The 13,742-nt window shown below is 34.9% G+C and carries 14 protein-coding genes; 6 read left to right on the forward strand and 8 right to left on the reverse strand.

Features of this window, described 5'->3' with window-relative positions:
- Positions 1–89 precede the first annotated feature (89 nt).
- The gene (locus NST63_RS18595; RefSeq protein ID WP_341043371.1) at positions 90–1,061 is read left to right on the forward strand and encodes a nuclease-related domain-containing protein; all 972 of its coding nucleotides are present in this window, start codon (positions 90–92) and stop codon (positions 1,059–1,061) included.
- A gap of 196 nt (positions 1,062–1,257) precedes the next feature.
- Here NST63_RS18595 and NST63_RS18600 read toward each other — a convergent pair whose 3' ends face one another.
- From NST63_RS18600 to NST63_RS18630, 7 genes are all read right to left on the reverse strand, one after another.
- Positions 1,258–1,626, reverse strand: a complete 369-nt coding sequence (locus NST63_RS18600; protein WP_180212776.1) for a VOC family protein — start codon at positions 1,624–1,626, stop codon at positions 1,258–1,260.
- 2 nt (positions 1,627–1,628) lie between these two features.
- Entirely contained in the window at positions 1,629–1,985 is a 357-nt protein-coding gene (locus NST63_RS18605; protein WP_058005031.1) for a VOC family protein, read from the reverse strand.
- A gap of 55 nt (positions 1,986–2,040) precedes the next feature.
- Entirely contained in the window at positions 2,041–2,814 is a 774-nt protein-coding gene (locus NST63_RS18610) for a helix-turn-helix domain-containing protein (protein ID WP_180212774.1), read from the reverse strand.
- A gap of 32 nt (positions 2,815–2,846) precedes the next feature.
- Positions 2,847–3,302 carry an NUDIX domain-containing protein gene (locus tag NST63_RS18615; RefSeq protein ID WP_180212773.1) on the reverse strand — a complete coding sequence of 152 codons (456 nt, stop codon included), beginning with the start codon at positions 3,300–3,302 and terminating at the stop codon, positions 2,847–2,849.
- 147 nt (positions 3,303–3,449) lie between these two features.
- On the reverse strand, positions 3,450–4,157 hold the full coding sequence (locus tag NST63_RS18620; protein ID WP_058005028.1) for an ABC transporter permease: 708 nt from the start codon (positions 4,155–4,157) through the stop codon (positions 3,450–3,452).
- Positions 4,154–5,002 (reverse strand): ABC transporter ATP-binding protein, encoded by an 849-nt coding sequence (locus tag NST63_RS18625; RefSeq protein WP_212942565.1) that lies wholly within the window; start codon positions 5,000–5,002, stop codon positions 4,154–4,156. Before NST63_RS18625 ends, NST63_RS18620 begins: the two co-directional genes overlap by 4 nt.
- Positions 5,003–5,169: 167 nt before the next feature.
- Positions 5,170–6,243 (reverse strand): LytTR family transcriptional regulator DNA-binding domain-containing protein, encoded by a 1,074-nt coding sequence (locus tag NST63_RS18630; protein WP_212942568.1) that lies wholly within the window; start codon positions 6,241–6,243, stop codon positions 5,170–5,172.
- A gap of 229 nt (positions 6,244–6,472) precedes the next feature.
- Here NST63_RS18630 and NST63_RS18635 point away from each other — a divergent pair, with 229 nt between their 5' ends.
- The 4 genes from NST63_RS18635 to NST63_RS18650 all read left to right on the forward strand — a co-directional run bounded on the left by NST63_RS18635 (position 6,473) and on the right by NST63_RS18650 (position 11,567).
- A complete protein-coding gene (locus NST63_RS18635) occupies positions 6,473–7,027 on the forward strand; it encodes a glycerol-3-phosphate responsive antiterminator (RefSeq protein ID WP_058005026.1) in 555 nt (184 codons plus the stop codon).
- Positions 7,028–7,313: 286 nt separating this feature from the next.
- On the forward strand, positions 7,314–8,675 hold the full coding sequence (gene glpT, locus NST63_RS18640; RefSeq protein ID WP_058005025.1) for a glycerol-3-phosphate transporter: 1,362 nt from the start codon (positions 7,314–7,316) through the stop codon (positions 8,673–8,675).
- A 203-nt stretch (positions 8,676–8,878) separates the two neighbouring features.
- Positions 8,879–10,546: a glycerol-3-phosphate dehydrogenase/oxidase gene (locus NST63_RS18645; RefSeq protein ID WP_212942569.1), complete on the forward strand. Its 1,668-nt coding sequence runs from the start codon at positions 8,879–8,881 to the stop codon at positions 10,544–10,546.
- Positions 10,547–10,637: 91 nt separating this feature from the next.
- Positions 10,638–11,567: an alpha/beta hydrolase gene (locus NST63_RS18650; RefSeq protein ID WP_212942570.1), complete on the forward strand. Its 930-nt coding sequence runs from the start codon at positions 10,638–10,640 to the stop codon at positions 11,565–11,567.
- 154 nt (positions 11,568–11,721) lie between these two features.
- Here NST63_RS18650 and NST63_RS18655 read toward each other — a convergent pair whose 3' ends face one another.
- Positions 11,722–12,216, reverse strand: a complete 495-nt coding sequence (locus NST63_RS18655) for a GNAT family N-acetyltransferase (protein ID WP_212942572.1) — start codon at positions 12,214–12,216, stop codon at positions 11,722–11,724.
- Between the two features lie 168 nt (positions 12,217–12,384).
- Between NST63_RS18655 and NST63_RS18660 the strand changes: the two genes are divergently transcribed.
- A complete protein-coding gene (locus NST63_RS18660; protein WP_212942578.1) occupies positions 12,385–13,725 on the forward strand; it encodes a hemolysin family protein in 1,341 nt (446 codons plus the stop codon).
- The last annotated feature ends 17 nt before the right edge of the window (positions 13,726–13,742 follow it).

A 13,742-nucleotide genomic window follows, 5' to 3' on the forward strand; every position in this document is an offset into this window, starting at 1 on the left:
GCAGATATTAAGTTTCCCAATTAAAATTGGAAGGAGTTTTATTATTTATAGCGAAGATTTACATAAGTAAATAAAAGGAGTGAGCATATTTGATTGTAAAAGAAAGGACAATCCCATTAAAACTAGAGGTTTATGATGCTCTCATGAGAAGAATTACGTTGAAACATCCTAAGAGAAATATTATTCAAGAGGAAATCTCAAAAATAAAAGCAGGCTTTAAAGGTGAAAAGGCTATAGACTACTATTTACAATTCCTTCCCCAAGATAACTATTATATTTTTCATGATCTTCGCTTAAAACTATACGATTTTTATTTTCAGATAGATACTTTAATTGTTACCCCATCTTTTTTACTCATACTAGAAATCAAAAACATTGCTGGAACTTTACATTTTGAACCTATGTATCATCAACTGATTCGAAAAATGAATGAAAAGGAAGAAGGCTTTCCAGACCCTTTATCGCAGGTCCGAAGACATGAGCAACAATTAAGAGAATGGTTAATATCCCATAAGATCCCTAGTATCCCTATCGAAAGTTTAATCATAATCAGTTTTCCATCAACCATCATCCACCCACCTAAATACATGACAAAGCTTCATCAAAAAATTTGTCATGCTCAGCATTCAATTGAAAAAATTGAAGAAATCTCCCTATTATATCGAAAATCAATTCTTAGTAAAAAAGATATAAACAAAATGAAAAGACTTCTCTTAAAACATCATACCCCCTTAATCAATATCCCCCCATGTCCATTTGGCATTCAAAAGTCCGACATTCTTCATGGAGTTCAGTGTCCATATTGTCAACATATTCCTATGTATCGAAAGCACGGGGGATGGGTGTGTCAACATTGTCAAAGCTCCACAAAAGATGCACATCACAAAGCCGTTGATGATTACTTTTTATTGATTGATCATGAACTAACGAATCAAAAATTGTGTAAGTTTCTACTAATACAATCATCCGATACTGCAACTCGACTATTAATCTCAATGGGACTTCCATATAATGGGTCAAATAAAGGGAGAATCTATTATCGAAAGGCTGTATTCAGATAGTTTGTTGCTTGTGTAAAAGATTCAGCGGTTCTTATAAAGTTTGTAGCTCTTTTCTTAGTGAAATGAATGGTGTAGGTGTCTTTAATGATTTTTTTTTTAAAGCTTTTCTTAAATAAAACAATGTGTTAGAAAAGAGCCTATCGAAAAATCAAGTAAGCCTCAATAAAAGACCTTCACCTTCGAAGGTCTTTCACTTTTAGCTTGTTCTATTTTCCCCTTCACTTACATATTCAAACAAACCAAGACGATTTCCCCAAGGGTCGGTAAATGTCCCCCATTTTACAGGAACTTCTTCTCGAGAATGAATAGTGAAAAACTCAATATTTAGCTCCTTAACTAATCTTTCACGTTCAGCAATGATATTTAAAACACCAATACGGATAGGGCCACTCCCGACAGCTGGCTTGCCTTCAGCTACTTGTAGCCAACATCCCGGTATTAATTCCCATTCTGCAAACCCTTGATGAGGGATAAAATCAGGCTTTCTACATAAAAATGTCTCATACCACTGTTGACCTTCTTTTATATCCAGCACTCTAACTTGTACCGTCATTTCACCTATCATGGCTATTTTGAGAACTCAATCAACTCAAGATGATTTCCAGTTGGATCTTCAATAATCATATAACGTCCAGGTGGACAAGGTCGTGGCTCATCAAATATCAATTTTACCTGTTTCGCTTTTAAATATTTTATATCCTCATCTAAATTTTTGGAAATGATTCCAGGAAGGACATACGGCTTTGTATTTGTATGCACTGTTTCAGCCTTTTCTAATACAATCGTAAACGCTTCTTGTTTTAATGTAGCAATATTTTCTCCATATCTTTGTGATAGTTCAAATCCAAGGATATTTGTATAAAACTCCACCGCTTCATCTATTTCATGCACGTTAATCGTTAAAACACCAATTTGATTTAACATCTTTCTCCCCCTTTTCTACATTCAATTTACCAAAATTTATCTGTCATTATTTCTTCTACTTTGCTTTATTCTTTTCATACAACAATAATGGCAGATTAATAAGTATAGGTGGATCGTATGGCATCGGTTCACGTAATTTGACTGTGATATCGATATTTGTGCCCGATGTTATTTCAAGTGGTTGCTCATATTTCCCTCGCAATAAACTATCGCTAGAAAAGTATTTTTTCGGATTAAGATTCCAAGGAATCCCTGCAATCAGCATGTAGTACTTACCCTCAGGAATATTCGAAAACAAACAAGAGCTATTTTTATGTAAAAGTGCAGTACCAACTATCGGCCGTTGGTCAGGTATTGGACGTGGGAAAAGTCCTGCAAATAATATGCCTTTAAAATCAAGTGGAGGAATAATTTTGCATCTAACAGATTGAAATTGAAGTGTTTCTAAGGATTGGGTTTGTTCCATTGTTCCAAATTGAATCAGCTGATTCTGTAATGTACCCATTTTCTGGCGAAATTCCCTAGGAGACTGTCCTACATATTGTTTAAAGCGTGAGCTAAACGTTCCTATACTCTGGAATCCAAGTGATAATAATACTTTTAAAACAGATGAAGTGGACTCACTTAAATGGGACTTTCCTGCCTCAATACGAAGTGCAGAAAGGTAGTGTCTAGGCGCAATCCCGGTTACCTCCTTAAAGATTCTTATAAAATGAAAGTGACTATACCCTACATGGGATGCTAATTCTTCCGTCGTAATGTCTGCTGACAAATTCATTTTCATATATGTAATTGCTTCCACCGTTATTTTTATATGCTCATCATTCAACTATTACACCCACTTGCAAAGTACTAGAATCATTAATTAATAGCACCCAGATAAATTGGTACCGATTCTCCATTTTCATATCGTAGGATTACCTCCCTCATTTCCTGTGGGTAAAATCGATACTTTATAATGTCAGCTATAGGTAGCCATTCAACTCCTACCTGATGTTCATCGGGATTAACCCCTTGACTAATGAAGTTTCCACTGTCCAATATAGTGCATGAAAAATAATATTCTACTTGGTGAACAGAGGGGAGTCCATAGTTTTTCCCAACCAATTCTCGCACAAAAATTAGCTCCCCTATTTCCTGCACCTCTCGCCCAATTTCCTCCAAACATTCTCTTTGCAATGTTTCATGAAAGGTCTCTCCGAACTCTTGACCTCCACCAGGGCATAAATAAAAGTATCCCTCTTGATCCTGATTCTTTGTAACTAGGATTCTACCATCTTGAATAATAAGTGCTTTCACAGAATTTCTAATAGCCAAATGATCACCTTATTTCTATCTATTTAATTATATTCTAACAAAAATACACTTAATTTTCAGTTAATTACAGATTGAAGCAAGATAGGATTTTTTTCCTATCTTGCTTACGAAAATAATTAAGGATGAAAAAACACTGCTTAAACCATATTAATCAAATCTACGCTTTCCATAGATGATCACCGTAATGACCAATGTGGCGACACACCAAACCAATAAAATGAGTAGCTGTGATCCGACACTACCAAGCCCACCACCCTGACTTAAGGACTGCCAAGCTTTTTCAAATTGTTCACTTGGTAAATAATATAGTATTTTTTGGATGGTATCATTATTGATAAAAGCCCGAAGCATTGAACCCATTCCAAACAGGATCATTACAGGCATTCCAACAATAGTTGTTTCCATAACTGTTCTTGACATTAACCCAAGAATTGTTCCAATCGAGATAAATATAATTAAGTTTAATAGAATAAGTAATGCAAATAATGGGATCGAATTCACCTTGAATTCGCTTAAATAGATCGAACCGATAATAATGACTATTGTGACAGCTGATGTCAAAGCACTTTTTCCAATCAATATTTCTAATGTATTCGCAGGTGATAATAGCAAACCTCTTAATGTGTTCTTTTCTTTTTCCTCCGCAACCATTGCCGCCTGGACAAAACAGCCTGCAATGACAAGGGCTAAACTAATTGGCATTGAATGAAATGCATCTGTTGTTGACCCTATACGTCCTAACCATGCTGCAAACGCTAATGGGATCGCCATTGTAAATAGAATATATGAATTCTTTAATAAATCCTTCCAATCTTTAAGAAAAATAGCTTGTACTCTTTTTAGTGAAAACGTCATGATAAAGCCCTCCCAGTTAATTGAACAAATATATCTCCTAATGATGGTTCATTAGAATGGATCGACATTATTTCATCATTCTTCATATATTCATAGATTTTTTCAGCTCCTTCTTGATTTTTCGGAACAATTACTGTTCGATCATCTTTTAATAGAAGCTTAATCGTTGAATCACTATATTTCAGCCGTAAACTTTGCGGAGTATCTAATAGTTTTATTTCACCTTGATGCAGAAATGCGACTCGATTACATAAATCTTCGGCTTCTTGCATGTCATGAGTCGTTAAAAATATCGTTGTCCCTTGTTCATTTAACCTTTTTAAACCATCATGTATATGCTTCGTATTCATAGGATCGAGTGCAGATGTTGGTTCATCTAAAAACAATAAGTCTGGTTTATGAAGGATTGCTCTTGCTAAAGTAACCCTTTGCTTCATCCCTTTTGAAAGTTTTTGGACGACCATATTCTTCTCATTTATCAAATTAACTGCTGCCAATACTTCATTTATTTGACCTTCATTCACATCATATAATTTACAAAAAAATGCAAGATTATCGTATACTGTTAGCCTCTCATACAGACCGCTATTATCGGTTAGAATTCCAATCCGTCTCATATATAATGGATCTTTCAAATGTTTTAATGGTTTGCCAAACACTTGAACCTCTCCCGATGTATGTTTTAATTGTGCAGTTAAGATTTTAATTGTTGTCGTTTTCCCTGAACCACTCGGCCCTAAAAACCCGAACGTTTCTCCCTTTTTTATATTAAATGTTGCGTTTTTAATAGCAGATTTGTTTCCAAACGATTTGACTAAATTTTTCACTTCAATGACGTTTTCCACTTGATTACTCCCTTTCATCCTCGATTCACTTGCTTGATCATAGTTTAGCTGTGATTTTGCAAGAACGCAGTAATATCAAGGTAAAAAGAGTAGAAATAAAGTTGAATGGAGTATTTTTATTGGTGAGTGGAGCATACATTCAATGAAAAAATTACAGGATGGTCATTTTAAATTCCGATAATTTCCTTCAGTTCATTCATTTTTCCTTTTGACAGAGGAACCGAACTTTTCTTTGAATCATCTAAAATCAAACTATAGCTATTTCTCGTCCATGTAATTACTTCTCGTACCTTTTGAAGATTGACGATATACGAGCGATGACAGCGGAAAAAGCCAAATGGATAGAGTCGATCAAAAAGCTGATTCAATGAATAACTGCAAGGAAAGACCTCTCCTTTTACATTCAAGTAGGAAATTCCATCATTACTTTCGATATAATCGATCTCAGTGGGATCAAGTAAAATAATTTTATCGTTTACTTTGGCAGGAATTTTTTCAAATCGAAATGGAATAGGATTTATCTGGCTTTCTTGAACATTTTCTATTTCTTCTGTATTAGTCTGAAGGTCAGTTTGTAATTCTCCTGTTTCAATTTCTGTCGTTTCCTCACTATCCATGACATCTATTTTCTTCAAACCGTCCTCATTCAATAAATACACATGATCTGTCATGGTAATTGCATTTTCTAAATTACTAGTTGTTATTAAAATCGCTTTTTGTTCATCTAAAAGATCATTAATTAGATTCCTAATGATATATTGGCTTTCAATATCTATATTTTGAATAGGCTCTTCAAGGATAATCAGTTCAGGTTGATGAAGAATGGCTCGAGCAATCTGAAGACGTTTTTTTTCCGAAAAAGTAAGCTTATCTATTCTCACTCTTTTTACCAAACCAATTTTTTGAAGAAGCATATTTACATCTGTTTTTACTTCATAAAGCCTTTTATAAAAACTTAAATATTCAAATGGGGTTAGGCGATCATATAACGATTCATTTAATAACACAATACCTACCTTTTTGCATATTGCTTTAAATGAGGAAAATGTTTTTCCAGTAACGAGTACCTGACCGCCTGATGCTGAAGATTCACCTAATAAAATATGGATTAGCTGCTTACCAATTTCCACATTACATTGAATGGCCACTGCTTCCCCAGATTTTATTTCTAAATTCATTTGAGCGATTAAAACCGTATTTTCTATTCGCTTTTCTAGTTGTTTTATCTCTAAAATATTCAACCTTAACTCCCCTATCAAACCCTGATAATAAGAAAAAATCATCAACTACTAAATACCTAACTTTGATAATTTTACCATAATAAAGCATTTATAACATTTATAATTCATTTACTATTAATAACAAATGAAGTATTTTAAATAATTGAGATCATGCCTCTTTCATGTTAGATTGATTTCATTAGACTGTTTGCCATACAATGAGTGACAAATATAGACTTGAGGTGTAATAATGACGTTTCATGGGCAAAAAATTCTTCCCGCAATTCGATCAATGAAAGATTTTGATAAGATGCTGGATACACCTTTTACATATGGTGTTTTCCTTGACTTGCATATTGGGATGCTAAAAAGTGTGTTTGAATATGCTAGAAGACATAAAAAAAATATGTTCCTTCACGTAGATTTAATACAAGGGCTTAGTCATGATGAAGCAGCGACAGAATATTTATGTCAGGAAATTAAGCCATATGGATTGATTTCTACTAAGGGAGGAGTGATTACAAAAGCGAGACAAAAAGGTGTGTTTGCTACACAGAGAGCATTTGTAATTGATTCCAGTGCGCTTGAAAGAAGTATTAAACTGATTGAAAAAACGGATCCACATTATATCGAACTGCTTCCAGGTGTCATTCCCAAAATTATAGCTGAGGTAAAGGAAAAAACCGGAAAGACAATTTTTGCAGGAGGATTAATCGATAATCCAGATGAAGTGGAACAGGCCATTGAGGCGGGAGCTTCTGCAATAACGACATCTAATACGAAGCTATGGAAGCATTTTATCTAGTATTCTCATCAAAACTTTTTTCATTTATAGCGTTTTAAGTTTCCTAATATATATTTTTCCAGCTGTATTTTCCTAATTATCACGAATCTAAACATGTATTATTAAAAAGTTATAATATTAATATATTGACATCGCTTTCACAAGAAAGTAATATAATGTTACAAGTTAAAGATGATGGAGATTCGGAGAACCGTACTTATATTACACACCTGCTTCAAAGGGTGTGTTAAAAAGTATGGTTTTTTTTGTCTTGTAAACTTGTTTAATACTAATAAGGAGGATTTGTATGCTTAAACTTTTTCAACCTGCACCACCGATAGAAAGATTACCTAATGAGCAAATTGATTCTGAGTATAAGAAACATCGAATTCAAGTATTCATTGGAATTTTTATTGGCTATGCAGCGTATTATCTACTTCGCAAAAACTTCTCTCTTGCGATGCCCTATTTAACAGACCAAGGTTTTTCCAAAGGAGAGCTAGGTCTTGCTTTATCCGCTGTTTCCATCGCTTATGGAATTAGTAAATTTGTAATGGGGACCGTCTCTGATAGGAGTAACTCCCGAATTTTCTTACCAGCGGGTTTAATTCTTTCTGCAATTATCTGTTTACTTATGGGATTTGTTCCCTTTTTCACCTCATCTATTGCAATTATGTTTATTATGCTATTTATCAATGGTTGGTTTCAAGGTATGGGGTGGCCACCATCTGGTCGTGTTCTCGTTCACTGGTTTAGTGTAAGTGAAAGAGGAGGAAAAACTGCTATATGGAATGTCGCGCATAATGTTGGTGGTGGAATAATGGCACCAATTGCAGTAGGCGGAGCTTCTCTTTTTGCGATTATCTTGGGGACACATTCAAATGGATATGAAGGGGTTTTCATTTTACCTGCCTTAGTGGCTATCGTGATTGCCTTAATTTCTTATATATTAATCCGTGATACACCGCAATCGGTTGGCCTTCCACCAATTGAGGAATATCGAAATGATTATCCAAGTAAAGAAAAAAAGACATTTGAAACTGAATTAACAACAAAAGAAATTCTATTTAAGTATGTACTAAATAATAAATGGGTTTGGGCCATTGCCATTGCAAATATTTTCGTATATTTTGTCCGCTATGGCGTACTTGATTGGGCACCAACTTATTTGAGTGAAGAAAAAGGTTTTAATATGGACAAATCAAGTGTGGCTTACTTCCTATTTGAATGGGCCGGAATCCCTGGAACCTTACTTTGCGGGTATATTTCAGATAAATTATTTAAGGGACGTCGTGGTCCGGCAGGGTTTGTATTTATGCTAGGGGTTTTAATTGCCGTTCTCGTTTATTGGTTTAATCCACCCGGAAATCCAATGATTGATATGATCTCCTTGATCGCAATTGGATTTCTTATCTATGGACCGGTTATGTTAATTGGTTTACAAGCACTTGACTTTGTTCCAAAAAAAGCAGCAGGTACTGCAGCCGGATTAACTGGTTTATTTGGTTATTTAGGTGGAACCGTTACAGCGAATGCATTAATGGGATATATCGTGGATTATGCTGGATGGAACGCAGGATTTATACTATTAACTGCTTCTTGTGTACTTGCAGCAATCGTATTTGCCATTACATGGAATGTCCGTGGACAGGAAGTCGTAAAACATTAATTCAATTTTTATCATTGGACTTAAAAATATTATGTGTTAGAATAAAATCAAGTTAATAATTCGGTTGGAGATTAAGAGAGACCACACAACATTTTAGTAGTCAGACTAAAATGCTTGTTGTGGTCTCTTTTTGTTTTTTCAACCTTTTACTTTCAATCAAATAATTATATAAAGATAAATATATGAAAGAGGAGACGGTTCAAATGAATAACAATTTCTCGGGTTTTCATCGTTCAAATAATCTAGCACAAATGGCAAAGGAAAAATATGACCTTCTCATTATTGGAGGCGGGATTACGGGTGCTGGAATTGCATTAGATGCGGTTACACGGGGGTTAAAGGTTGCCTTAGTTGAGATGCAGGATTTTGCGGCCGGAACATCTAGCCGTTCAACTAAACTAGTACACGGAGGATTACGTTATTTAAAGCAATTTGAAATAAATGTTGTTAAGGAAGTAGGACGAGAACGTGCCATCGTCTATGAGAATGGTCCACATGTAACAACTCCTGAATGGATGCTTCTTCCATTTCATAAAGGGGGAACTTTTGGTGCATTCACAACGTCTATCGGACTTAAATTATATGATTATTTAGCTCAAGTAAAAAAGACTGAACGTCGCAAAATGCTATCTGCTGAACAAACGCTTAGGAAAGAACCTCTTATAAAAAAAGAAGGACTAAAAGGTGGCGGTTATTACGTCGAATACCGTACAGATGATGCAAGATTAACCATTGAAGTGATGAAGGCAGCTGTAGAAAACGGGGCTAACATTGTAAATTATACAAAAGCGGAACAATTTCTCTATGATGAAAATAAAAAAATCAACGGTGCTATCGTCCGAGATCTGCTAACGAATGAAAAGTTTGAAATTCATGCTGAAAAATTTGTCAATGCTGCAGGACCATGGGTCGATCAAGTAAGAGGCAACGATTATTCTAAAAATAATAAGCAGCTTCGCTTAACGAAAGGAATTCATCTAGTTTTTGATCAGTCTGTGTTCCCTTTACATCAAGCTGTTTACTTCGATACACCGGATGGAAGAATGATCTTTGCCATTCCTCGTGATGGTAAAACATATGTTGGAACAACGGATACCTTTTATGACAAGGATACTGCACATCCTAAAATGTTATCTTCTGATCGAGATTATGTCATTGATGCAATCCACTATATTTTTCCTGACGTAAAAATTACAAAGGACGATGTTGAGTCTAGTTGGGCTGGTGTTCGTCCGCTTATCTATGAACAGGGAAAGGACCCTTCAGAAATTTCAAGAAAAGATGAAATATGGGAGGCAGATAGTGGCTTAATTACCATAGCTGGTGGTAAATTAACCGGTTATCGAAAGATGGCAGAAAATGTGCTTGATCTCGTTTGTAAAGAATTATCTGAAACACAACAAAGGACGTTTAAGCCGTGTCAAACCATCCATTTTCCTATATCAGGAGGAGACTTCGGTGGCTCTGAAAAATATGAATCCTTTATAAATAATAAGTCAAAAGAAGCCATTCAATACGGTTTAACTACAGAAGAGGGCCTTATTCTCGCCAGCAAATATGGTACAAATATTGATTTCTTATTCCAATATGCTAAGGAATGTACAGAGCAAGAAGAAAATCAATTATCCCCTTTTGTATACGCACAACTCATGTATGCAATTGAACATGAAATGGTCTTAAAGCCTGTTGATTTCTTTATCCGACGAACAGGAGCTGTCTTCTTCAATATTCATTGGGCAAAGAAATGGAAGGAACCAATCATCTCTAAAATGGAAGAAATGTTTGGTTGGACCTCTGAGCAAACAAATGAATACACAGCAGAATTAGAAAAAGAGATTAGAGATGCTGTTGTTCCAATTGATATCCAATAGTTTTATCATTCTTACTCTTGCTATTTCTATTAAATTTATCTTAATCTGAAATTAAGATTAACAGCATTCAAATGATAAAGGTGGAAAATAAATGGTGAGAACGTATGATTGGCTTACAATGGATGATCAAGTTGAAGTGTATTTAAGAAATTGGACGATGGCAGATAAACAGCCATTAGCCATCGTTCAGCTATCACATGGGATGGCTGAGCATATTGAGAGATATGATTCATTTGCAAACTTTCTCCTGCAAGAAGGAATCTTTGTATATGGAAATGACCATCGTGGTCATGGACATACAGGAGAAAGGGCCGGTTTGCACGGATTCTTTGCTGAAGAAAATGGCTTTGACCGGGTAGTTACTGATCTTTATGAAGTCAATCAATTCATCCAAGCTAAATATCCAAATGTGCCAATTTTTTTATTAGGACATAGTATGGGATCATTTATTGCTAGAAGATATATTCAGGAATATGCACATTCGATTCAAGGGGTGATCATCTCAGGGACAGGAGGAAATCCAGGCATCGCAGGTAAGATTGGAAAACAAATTGCAAAACGAGAAATACGAAAGTACGGACTGAAAAAACCAAGCACTGTACTCAATCGTTTATCGTTTGGGGCATATAATCGTGGAATTGATGATCCGCAAACAGAATTCGACTGGCTTTCAAGTGATCCGATAGAAGTAGAAAAATATTTAAATGACCCTTATTGTGGATTTATTTGTAGTTCTGGATTTTTTTACGATTTATTCACTGGATTAGAAAAGATTCACCATCAACCATTTATCCAACAAATTCCGAAAGAATTGCCTATCCTTATTTTCAGTGGGGACCATGATCCTGTTGGTGGACATACGAAAGGTGTAAGAAAAGTCATTCAACAATACACGCAGAATGGTTTAAGGAATCTTGAATACCAATTTTTTAAAGATGGACGCCATGAGATGTTGAATGAGTTAAATAAAGATGAGGTCTACCAGATTATACTTAACTGGATTAATAACCACATCAAATAAAGAAGTGAACACTAGCGTGTTCTCTTCTTTATTATCGGCTATCTTTATGGAGTTTGCAGCTCCTGAGTTAAAACTTTACTTTCAATGGCAACAATGTTTGAGAAAAGAGCTTTGAAAAAAAAGCCTTCTTAGCACAAAGCCACTCCCCTCCTATTCACTTTAGAAGCTTTTGATATCGACTATGGTCTTTTGATACCCCTAGAAGCTCAAAGCCCATTTTTTGATAAAACTGATTAAGCTTCTCGTTCCCTGCCACACAATCTAGCCTAAAATATGTTTTATCTGTTTGATACTCCGTCTCGATCCAATGAATCATTTCTTTGCCGACACCATTTTTCATATAACTTGGTTTCACCGCTAATCGATGCAAGTATATTGCATCTTTTGAGTCTTCCTTCCAGATATATTGATCCCATTCATTTTGCTCTGTATAAAGGGTAAAAGTCGCTATCATTTCCTCTTGGTGGTACACTATATAAGTCAAATTCTGACCAATACACTGAAGAATTTCTTGATTTTCTCCTCCATCTAATAAATATTGCCACTGATTAATCCCTTGATCCTTAATCCATTGTGCAGTTTCTTGTAATAACTGAATAATAGCTTGTCCTTCTTCTTTTCTAGCAAGTCTAATTTGGAATTTCCCCATGATATAAACTCCTTATATTTTTGTTTGTAACCAATTATAACCATAAAATATTCAATATTTATACAATAAATAGGATTCTTTTTATTCTTTAAAATGGTATAGTAAAATTGTATAATTCTAAAATTTCTTTTCACGGAGGTGAACCCTTCACATTAGTGAAGGAACTAATTGGACATAGTAAATATAATTGTTTTGGTGATTTTAATTGCGTTAACTGCATTTTTTGTTGCGGCAGAATTTGCAGTAGTAAAAGTGAGAACAACAAGAATTGATCAACTCATTCAAGATGGAAATAAAATGGCTCTATCAGCGAAGAAAATAATTAGCCACTTAGATGAGTATTTATCAGCTTGTCAGCTCGGTATAACAGTTACCGCTCTTGGAATTGGATGGTTAGGAGAACCCACTGTTGGGGAGTTATTTAAGAAATTATTTCATCAATGGAACATGTCAGACTCAACCTCACATTTGGTCTCTGTTATTGTAACATTTCTTGTTATTACATTTTTACATGTCGTTATTGGAGAACTCGCTCCAAAGACGTTCGCAATACAAAAAGCTGAAACTATTACATTACTGATCTCGAAACCATTGATTTGGTTTTACAAAATTCTTTTCCCATTTATATGGGCATTAAATGGTTCTGCACGTTTTATTACAGGGCTATTCGGATTAAAACCAGCATCTGAACATGAACAAGCACACTCAGAAGAGGAGCTTCGCCTTATTTTATCAGAAAGCTATCGAAATGGTGAAATCAATCAGTCTGAGTACAAATATGTTAACAATATTTTTGAGTTTGATGAGAGAATTGCAAAGGAAATAATGGTGCCTCGTCCCGAGATTGCATGTATATCAATTGATGCATCAATCAAAGAGGTACTTGAAATAGTAAATCATGAAAGATATACACGTTATCCTGTAATGGATGGCGATAAAGATAATATGATTGGTGTCATTAATATAAAAGAAATAATGACGGCTTGGATTAATAAGGAACTAAGCTCAGAAAATATGTCAATTGAACGATTTGTAAAACCAGTGATCCGAGTCATTGAAAGTATTCCTATCCATGAATTACTCGTTAAATTACAGAAAGAACGAACACATTTAGCCATTTTAATTGATGAATATGGGGGTACTGCAGGGTTAGTGACCATTGAAGATATTCTCGAGGAGATCGTAGGGGAAATTCGGGATGAATTTGACTCAGATGAAATATCAGAAGTAAGAAAGATTTCTAATGGTCATTATCTGTTTGACGCAAAGGTTTTGATTACTGAAGTGAATGATTTACTAGGAACCCATCTGAATGAGGAAGATGTGGATACAATTGGTGGATGGATACTCACCCAGAAATATAATGTAAAGAAAAATGATTTTATTGAAGAAGACGGGTATTGTTTTAAAGTTAAGGAGATTGAGGACCAGCATATCTCCTATATTGAAGTAACAAAATTAAAGGCAAAACCAGACACAGACTTTTTGACAGATTCAATTGCAAATTAATAAAAGCTCGGGACTGT

The sequence above is a fragment of the Heyndrickxia sp. FSL W8-0496 genome (genome assembly GCF_038007825.1).
In the GTDB taxonomy this organism is placed as follows: domain Bacteria; phylum Bacillota; class Bacilli; order Bacillales; family Bacillaceae_C; genus Heyndrickxia; species Heyndrickxia oleronia.

What these genes read in the sequence shown, in the direction of transcription:
- NST63_RS18635 (WP_058005026.1), top strand. Translation starts at nt 6,473, where the DNA reads ATGACGTTTCATGGGCAAAAAATTCTTCCCGCAATTCGATCAATGAAA.
- glpT (WP_058005025.1), top strand. Translation starts at nt 7,314, where the DNA reads ATGCTTAAACTTTTTCAACCTGCACCACCGATAGAAAGATTACCTAAT.
- NST63_RS18600 (WP_180212776.1), bottom strand. Translation starts at nt 1,626, where the DNA reads ATGATAGGTGAAATGACGGTACAAGTTAGAGTGCTGGATATAAAAGAA.
- NST63_RS18645 (WP_212942569.1), top strand. Translation starts at nt 8,879, where the DNA reads ATGAATAACAATTTCTCGGGTTTTCATCGTTCAAATAATCTAGCACAA.
- NST63_RS18620 (WP_058005028.1), bottom strand. Translation starts at nt 4,157, where the DNA reads ATGACGTTTTCACTAAAAAGAGTACAAGCTATTTTTCTTAAAGATTGG.
- NST63_RS18655 (WP_212942572.1), bottom strand. Translation starts at nt 12,216, where the DNA reads ATGGGGAAATTCCAAATTAGACTTGCTAGAAAAGAAGAAGGACAAGCT.
- NST63_RS18605 (WP_058005031.1), bottom strand. Translation starts at nt 1,985, where the DNA reads ATGTTAAATCAAATTGGTGTTTTAACGATTAACGTGCATGAAATAGAT.
- NST63_RS18650 (WP_212942570.1), top strand. Translation starts at nt 10,638, where the DNA reads ATGGTGAGAACGTATGATTGGCTTACAATGGATGATCAAGTTGAAGTG.